This window comes from Arthrobacter sp. Dra40 (assembly GCF_059091905.1).
On sequence record NZ_JBNHHB010000263.1, the window covers coordinates 1 to 6,207 of the forward strand.

5 protein-coding genes and 1 pseudogene are annotated in these 6,207 nt (G+C 64.6%); 4 read left to right on the forward strand and 2 right to left on the reverse strand.

All coding sequences use genetic code 11. The annotated features are described in order from the left end of the window. Nucleotides 1-164, forward strand: a pseudogene (locus AC5RWT_RS33305) (CpaF family protein); the annotation flags it as partial. Nucleotides 165-248: 84 nt separating this feature from the next. On the opposite strand, the gene AC5RWT_RS33310 reads toward AC5RWT_RS33305, so the two are convergent. Next, complete coding sequence (locus AC5RWT_RS33310; RefSeq protein ID WP_494083950.1) at nt 249-1,166, reverse strand: AraC-like ligand-binding domain-containing protein; 918 nt, start codon at nt 1,164-1,166, stop codon at nt 249-251. A 185-nt stretch (nt 1,167-1,351) separates the two neighbouring features. On the opposite strand from AC5RWT_RS33310, the gene AC5RWT_RS33315 reads away from it, so the two are divergent. Beyond that, a complete protein-coding gene (locus tag AC5RWT_RS33315) occupies nt 1,352-2,371 on the forward strand; it encodes a carbon-nitrogen hydrolase family protein (RefSeq protein ID WP_494083951.1) in 1,020 nt (339 codons plus the stop codon). A gap of 688 nt (nt 2,372-3,059) precedes the next feature. Then, nucleotides 3,060-3,866, forward strand: a complete 807-nt coding sequence (locus AC5RWT_RS33320; RefSeq protein ID WP_494083952.1) for an isocitrate lyase/PEP mutase family protein — start codon at nt 3,060-3,062, stop codon at nt 3,864-3,866. A gap of 236 nt (nt 3,867-4,102) precedes the next feature. Here the strand turns inward: AC5RWT_RS33320 and AC5RWT_RS33325 are convergent, their stop codons facing one another. After that, entirely contained in the window at nt 4,103-5,515 is a 1,413-nt protein-coding gene (locus AC5RWT_RS33325) for a S8 family peptidase (protein ID WP_494083953.1), read from the reverse strand. 178 nt (nt 5,516-5,693) lie between these two features. Here AC5RWT_RS33325 and AC5RWT_RS33330 point away from each other — a divergent pair. Further along, on the forward strand, nt 5,694-6,207 hold a 514-nt coding region (locus tag AC5RWT_RS33330), incomplete at its 3' end, for a PCRF domain-containing protein (RefSeq protein WP_494083954.1).

A 6,207-nucleotide genomic window follows, 5' to 3' on the forward strand; every position in this document is an offset into this window, starting at 1 on the left:
TCAATTGTCTGGCAGCAGCCATTGGCAGCCGGGAGCGAGTCGTGACGGTCGAGGAGATCTTCGAACTGCAGCTGCCCCTGCGCGACGTGATTGGGCTGATTGTCGGCGAAGTCCGGGAAGCCGAAAGCCTGAACATGCTTGTGACCTTAAACAGCGGTCTGCCACGCTTAAACATGACAAGGCTATTCCGATGGCTGCCGGAGGCGCCTCGTGCTTGTCGGAAGAAGTTACGGTGCGAGCAACGCGCCCTAGGCCCCGGGCGTCCAGTTTGTCGGGACGACGCCGTATCTACGCCGGAAGGCGCGCGTGAATGTTGACGGGTCGGTATACCCGCACTCGGCGGCTATGGAGCCGACCGTCCTACGGCCCGACCCAGGATTGGAGAGCAGGGATGCCGATTTCTTTAGCCGTGCATTTCTGATGAAGGCGGCCGGCGGTTCGCCGGTGGGTGCGAAGGCGTCGTATACGGCGCGGACCGAGACGTGGTGCTGTTCGGCCAGAGTCTCCACGGACAGGCCGGATGAGTGCAGGTTGTCGCGTACGAATGATTTCAGGGCGGCGAGCAGGTTCTCGTTGTGGCGCAGCGGACTGCCGGACCCTTCCCGGAGCAGCGCGGCAAGCAGGTCCACTGCGATCTCGGACATTTCTTGGCGGGCACCGGGACCTAGCCGTTCCGACTCCTCGAAGAGGGAGGTGAGGTAGGAGGAGAAAATGCGGAGCCGCGGTTCGGCGCCGCCGATCAGCCGTCCACAGGCCTGCGAAACGGAGTCTGCCGGCAGGCGAAGTGCCGCCCTCTTCACCCTGGCAATGAGCTGATGCTGGCCGGGCAGGCGGTGGTCGATTTCGTAGGGGCGGTTTGTCTCGTAAAGAACGGCCGTCCCCGGGGTCATGATGGCGTCTCGGCCGTGCTGCGAAATCCGCCCGGACGAAGCCATTTGGATGGACAGCAGCAGATCGTCGCTCTCGCTCCGGGTCGCCAGCGCGGAGGTTCTCCTGACGTTCACGCTGCCGGACTTGACCTCGGACAGGGACAGCGCCGGGCTTAGGTGCCGCACATCGACCGTTGCGGAGAACGAATCGGAAACTCCTTGGCAGCGCAGGGGCACGAAGCTGCTGCTGGCGATGTCCTGCCAGTCCCGGACATCGGACGCCGAAATAACTGCCACAAGCCCATCCTCACGCAACCGTGTTTCCGGATCTTTACCGGAACGTAAGACCATGACTCAGACCACAATGTTACGGGAAACTGTGCAGAAAATGCCTATCTTTCCGCAGATTATGCCCTATGGAGGTGCCCAAGTGCGGCCTACCGTTGAATCAACTTGCAGGCCATCCACCCCAGGAGATTCCCGTGCCAAAGAACGTCCGTGTAGCCGCCGTCCAGGCTGAGCCCGTCTGGCTGGACATCGCCGGCACCACAAAGAAAACCGTCGACCTGATCAGCGAGGCCGCAACCGGTGGCGCGGACTTGGTCGCCTTTCCTGAGACCTGGATTCCGGGTTACCCGGTGTTCCTTTGGAGCTACCCGGTCTATCAGCAGATGGAGTTTGTCGCCCGCTACCATGCCAACTCGGTGACCATAGACGGCGAGGCCATGACCCGAATCCGCGAGGCTGCGCGGGAGAATTCGATCACCGTTGTCCTCGGATTCAGTGAAAAGGACGCAGGCTCGCTTTACATGTCCCAGGCCATCATTGGCCCGGACGGCGAAATCCTGCTGCACCGCCGCAAACTCAAGCCTACCCACGCCGAACGCACCCTCTTCGGGGAAAGCGACGGCTCCGGCATCAAGGTTATCGACACCCCCCTGGGCCGGCTGGGCGCTCTGAACTGCTTCGAACACATTCAGCCGCTGACCAAGTACGCCATGTATTCCCAGAATGAGCAGATCCACGTCGCCGGCTGGCCCTGCTTGGGCATCTTGGGCAACGTGGCCGCCCTGAGCCCCGAAACCCTCATGGCGGCCACACAGACTTATGCGCTGGAAGGCGGCGCCTTCGTCATCACTGCGACCCAGATCATGAGCGATGAAGGAGCCCGAGTCTTCCCTGACGCAGAGGGCGGCCCAACCCCTGTCTACACCGGCGGCGGCGGATTTGCCCGGATCTATGGCCCCGACTCGCGCCTGCTCACCGAACCGCTGGACCCGACCCAGGAAGGCTTGGTCTATGCGGACCTAGACCTGTCCCTCATCGACCTAGCCAAGAACTCCGTCGATCCGTCCGGCCACTATGCCCGCCCCGACGTTACACGCTTGGTCTTCGACAACCGTCCCAAGACGCCCGTCCTGACGCCGGGCGAACTAAGCGGCGAACTCTTCGCCCCGCTCCCGGAATCCCTGCCGGAAGGGCAGCGCACGCCGGACGCCTGACCCGAGCCCGGCGACCCTAAGGGGGACCGGATGTGTAGCGGACGGGGTACGGGAAGTTTCGGGGCAAGGAACCGCGGACTCCATCAGAAACGACGAAAGTCCGCCCCAGGGTGTCTGGTCCTGGGACGGGCTTTCGGCTGTCAGGCGGTTTGTGGTGCTTTATCCGAGGGTACTTCGCCGGGCATCACGCCGGGCGGCGCGCGCGTTGTGCTTCGTGCAGCGCTTGCAGCGTGCGCGGCGGCCGGAGGCATGCGGCGGAACGCCTGACCTGGTTAGCGGCGCGGAGCTCGCGGTTTTGGATTCATTTGGCGGCGGTGAGGTTGCCGTCGTCGATGTGTCCGCCGTCTTCGACCAGATGCAGCTGGGCGGAGGACGTTCGGCCGGAGAGCCAGGGGGCCGTCGCCACAGGAACATTCCGGTCCATCGCCCCGGTCCCAGATAAAGGCCCCTACGCCAGGGTTTTCCGGACGTCCGTCCTGTACCGCAGGAGGGTGCATTGCGCCCATCACCTGCGACGAAGACGGAGATCGGCGGACAATTGGGAATACACGGGCTCGTCGCAGTTGAGGGGGCAGCTGTCGGTCACGCGTCGATCGGCGCTGATTCGGTCTCGCATTCTATTGACCAGGCTCGGTGAGCTGCCGCTTAATACTCGAGTAGCGCGTTGACGGGAGAGTCGGTGGGACACGTGTCGACTGACCAGGCGGCCGCCTTTTTGGCCTTGCACGCCGGACCAGGATTTGTGCTTCCGAACGCTTGGGACGCGGGTTCTGCCTGCATCCTCGAGCGGGTCGGGTTCCCGGCCATAGCTACGACAAGCGCGGGTATCGCTTGGTCGTGCGGCGTTCCGGACGGAGGGGTGCTGACTCGGGACACGATGCTCGAGCGGGTGGGAAATATTGTGGCTGCAGTGGGCGTGCCGGTGAGCGCAGATCTCGAAGCCGGCTACGGAGAAACGCCGGAGGATGTTGGTCGCACAGTGCGGATGGCCGTGGAACTCGGGGTGGTTGGCGCCAACCTTGAAGATGCTGTCAGGGGCAATCTGATCGACGTCGAGGAGGCGGTCGAGCGGCTTGCCGCTGCGCGGGCCGCGGCACCTGCGGGCACCTTGGTGCTAAACGCCCGCACAGATACCTACTTCGTTGGCGTGGCTGGTGACGCCTTCGACGCGACCGTTGATCGGGCGGTCCGGTATGTCGAAGCGGGGGCCGATTGCGTCTTCGTACCGGGCGTGAAGGACGAAAACACGATCCGCCGGCTCGCGGAAGCCATCCCGGCACCGCTCAACGTTGTGGCAGGGCTGACCGCGAACGTCATCGACGCGCCCACGTTGTTTTCGCTCGGCGTGAAGCGGGTCAGCCTCGGCGGCAGCTTGGCGCGTGCCGCGCTGAGCGCCGTCGAGCGCGCGGGGCGCGAATTGCTCGACGCCGGTACTCTCGGTTTTCTCCAGGGTGCCATCGGGTACGCCGATCTTCAGCGTCGATTCGGCGCGTGATCGCCGACCTCGGCCTTCAAGCGATCGCGCGCTCTGAGCTGACGGTCTTCGTCTTGCAGCCGATGGGAACGCGCCGGCGGTCAGGTCGGCGTCCCACATTGCGCAGGCCTCATGCCTCTAGCAGCGGTGCCGGATCAGAGGGTGGCCTGGACGCAAAGACCGGCGTGGCGGGGGCTTCCGGGTGTGACCAGAGCGCCAAGTCCGGTGCGGACCTGACAATGCTGGCTGCTTGTTCCCTAGAAGGGCCTAACGGCGGTCAGGTAGCCGTAGTACCGGCCCGGCACCGGTCGCAGGGGGTCACCGATGAACCCGTACTGCTGGTGCTCCTGGTTGTACGCCTCGACTTCCTCGAGGAACGTCTGCATGACAGCCGCCCCGTCGCCTTGGCATACCCTGCTCTCCAGGCATCGGACCACCGAGCCGGCGACAACCGGGCTGGAGAAACTGGTGCCGCTTGCCGTGGCGTACCGGCCTCCCGGGAAGGTTGAGGTCATGCAGACTCCTGGGGCTGCGACGGTGTGCAACTGATCCGCAGACTGGGTGGCGAAGTTGGAGAATAAGGCGAACTCGTCGTCGGGGGTGGGAAAGGACGCTCCGCTACAGGCCGGCGCTGCCTTGCCACCGGGGCGGCCGTCGTAGTCCGCCATGGCCGTGGCGGTAAGCACCTCGTCATACGCGGCCGGCACGGTGTTCGAGATGTCCGCGGTCGCATTGCCGGCGGCGACCGTCCACACGACTCCCTCTTTGAAACCCTCACACATCATCTTGTGCAGGGGATCGACCCCGTTGCCGCATGTTCCCTGGTCGTGGCCGGGGCCGCCGAGGCTGAGATTGGCCACCCTGATGTCATTGCCCGGGTCGTTGTCTGTGTGAGTGGAGACCACCCAGTCGGCGGCGCAGAGCAGGGCAGCTTCCGAGATGGTGCCGTCGCCTGCCATCACCCGGACGGACCACAGCGGGGTGCCGTACGCGGTGCCGATGATCCCGGTGTTGTTGTTCTCCGCCGCGATCACCCCCGCAACCATTGTTCCGTGCCCGAACGGGTCGACGGGAGCTACCTCCACCGCAGTGCCGGCCGAGCAGTCCACGCCGCCGCGGACGTTCAGGTCCGGATGGGTGCCGTCGATTCCGGAGTCGATGACGGCGGTGTTGACTGTGCTCTGCCGGCCGTCGGCGGCTGCCTCCCGGGGCGTGCCGCCGACCCGCAGCCACCAGGGAGGGAGGAATTCCGTGCTCGCGGTCTCCATAGCGTTGCCGGCTACGCTTTCCGGCAACGTGAACTGCCGCTCGGGAGCAATGAAATCAACAGCTGGATCGGCGGCCAGCTGCTTCGCCTCCGAGGCCGTCATGGTCCCCGAGTAGCCCTTCAGGGCGTGTTCGTAGGTGTTGGAAAGCGTGAGCCCGTACTTCTTCCCCTGTGCCACGGCGGTGGAATCGACACTCGTGACGCTGTCCTTGAGGACGACGGTGTAGCCGTTTTCTTCCGCAGCTGCGGCGGGTCCGGAAGCGGCGGCGACAGCTGCGGCGGCCAGAACGAGGGCGCCAAGAGCCCCCAGAATCCTTCGCGACCTGGTTGGATGTTGCGGCGGACCGTCGGGCCGTTGCCTCTTCCGCCGGCTGTGAACGGAACCGTGAGTCTGACGGGGCATCGCAGCCTCCCCCAATGATTGGAAAATTTATTGGGCCCCAGCCCGTAGGCGGCAAATGCGCAAACCGCACGTCGCACTCCCACAGGTTATTGCAAGTGTCCACGCTTGAGCTAGGGGCAGACGGGCGGCACATCCGCGGGACAGAGGATTCCCCACCATGGCGTACGCTTGGAGAACCATGGCTGAGATCGACTTTCCCGCTGAAATCCGCGCATTGCGCGCCACCTATGAATCCATTGAAGCCGTTTCGGATGTGGCGACGATCCGCAAAGATATTGCCGAACTGAGCGAGCAGGCTGGCGTACCGGATCTGTGGGATGACCCGGCCGCAGCCCAGAAAATCACCTCAAAACTCTCGCACCGGCAGAGCGCATTGGAACGGCTGGAGAAACTGACGGCACGGATTGACGATCTGGAGGTCCTGGTCGAACTGGGCCAGGAGGACGCCGGAGACGAGGACTCCATGGCCGAGGCGGCCAGCGAGCTGACCTCGCTCAAGAAGGCGCTCTCCGAACTCGAAGTGGTCACCCTGCTCTCGGGGGAGTACGACGAGCGCGAGGCCGTGGTGACCATCCGCTCCGGCGCCGGCGGCGTTGACGCTGCCGACTTCGCCGAGATGCTGATGCGCATGTACCTGCGCTGGGCCGAACGCCACGGCTACCCGACCCAGGTGCTGGACACCTCCTACGCCG